At 59.0% G+C, this 1299-nt stretch carries 3 protein-coding genes; 1 reads left to right on the top strand and 2 read right to left on the bottom strand.

The genetic code is table 11. The features are described 5' to 3' along the window. On the bottom strand, positions 1 to 297 hold a 297-nt coding region (locus tag EN914_RS35755; protein WP_206527325.1), incomplete at its 3' end, for an endonuclease/exonuclease/phosphatase family protein. A gap of 18 nt (positions 298 to 315) precedes the next feature. After that, positions 316 to 498, bottom strand: coding sequence for a DUF3606 domain-containing protein (locus EN914_RS35750; protein ID WP_024504934.1), 183 nt, complete (start codon positions 496 to 498; stop codon positions 316 to 318). Positions 499 to 630: 132 nt separating this feature from the next. Here EN914_RS35750 and EN914_RS35745 point away from each other — a divergent pair. After that, on the top strand, positions 631 to 1299 hold a 669-nt coding region (locus EN914_RS35745; protein ID WP_281034699.1), incomplete at its 3' end, for an RNA ligase family protein.

Here is a 1299-nt window from a genome sequence, read left to right as displayed (position 1 = left end):
GCTGATCTCCGCCTCGATATAGCGGCTATGGCTATCGTCAGGGTCGCCAGGAAGCCCGCGTCGGCGCTCGATCGGGTCAGCTCCGCGAGCCAGGATAGCGACGCCGTTGTAGGATTTCTGGCCGTGCCAGATCGCGCCATAGCCAGCATCGCCGATCGCCTCGGCCGGAAATTTCTCGTCCGAGGTTTTGAGTTCTTGAAGGCAGACGACGTCATAGCGCGTGGCCTTTAGCCACGCGATGAGGACCGGCAGACGACCATTGACGCCGTTTACATTGAACGTGGCAACCCGGAGCATCTAGCCGGACCCCGTGGTTCAGTTCTTACCTAGCTTATCCTCGACCTTCTTGCGGCTGTTCCCGACCGATTTCACGGCTGACTTCACGTCGGCCTTGCTCGCTCCGGTCTTACCCGCCTCGTATTTCACTTCATGATCCTGCCCGCCAGCGACCTTCACGCGATCCTGGTTGCGTCCACGTGTTGTTCCTGTATTGGCCATTTCGTCCTCCAAAAGATTGCCATTCCAGACCCAACAACGCAGCCAGTGTCTTCCGGTTCAATGTCTCGACTTACCGGAGTGGAACCGAATCCCGTTCAGGGTATTGAATCGAGCCATGTATTCGAGTTCCACATGCCGGCCGTAGAGGCCGCCCTCAGCAAAAAGCGCCCACGGCGCCGGGACTCAGAATCTACCCCTACATATCCGCCGCCAGCGTTTCGTCCGTTCCAGCTCTGCACTTTGACCGACGAGATACCTGTGGGCAGCAATTGGCTGTTCGAAATGAAGTTCGATGGGTATCGCGCCCAGGTCGCGATTTCCGGCTCTAAAGTGGTGGTCTACACCCGCAACGGCCACGACTGGACGCGACAGTTCAAGGTCATCCTGCCGCCGCTTCAGGCGCTAACCAAAGGCTCTGCCCTGATTGACGGCGAGATTGTCGCGATCGACAGCCAGGGCCGCAGCAATTTTTCCATGCTGAAAACCGGCATCGCCGCAGGTGTGCCCCTCAAGTTCTATGCATTCGATCTGCTCGAGCTGAATGGCGAGGATCTGTCGACCCAACCGCTGCTCGATCGCAAGGAGCGGCTGGAGTTGCTCCTTGGGGACCGCGACGTCGGCGACAGCCTGCAGTTTTCCGGCCACATCGTCGACCGGGGCAGACAAGTCTTCGACGCCATGTGCGAGGGTGGCCACGAAGGCGTTATCGCCAAGCGCGCCGACAGCCGTTACATCGGCGACCGCACGACCAGCTGGCTCAAGATCAAATGCACCAAACGACAGGAATTCGTCGTTGTGGTT

Source organism: Mesorhizobium sp. M7A.F.Ca.CA.001.08.2.1, assembly GCF_003998455.1.
In the GTDB taxonomy this organism is placed as follows: Bacteria; Pseudomonadota; Alphaproteobacteria; order Rhizobiales; family Rhizobiaceae; genus Mesorhizobium; species Mesorhizobium ciceri.
This window is presented reverse-complemented; position numbering and strand designations above follow the sequence as displayed.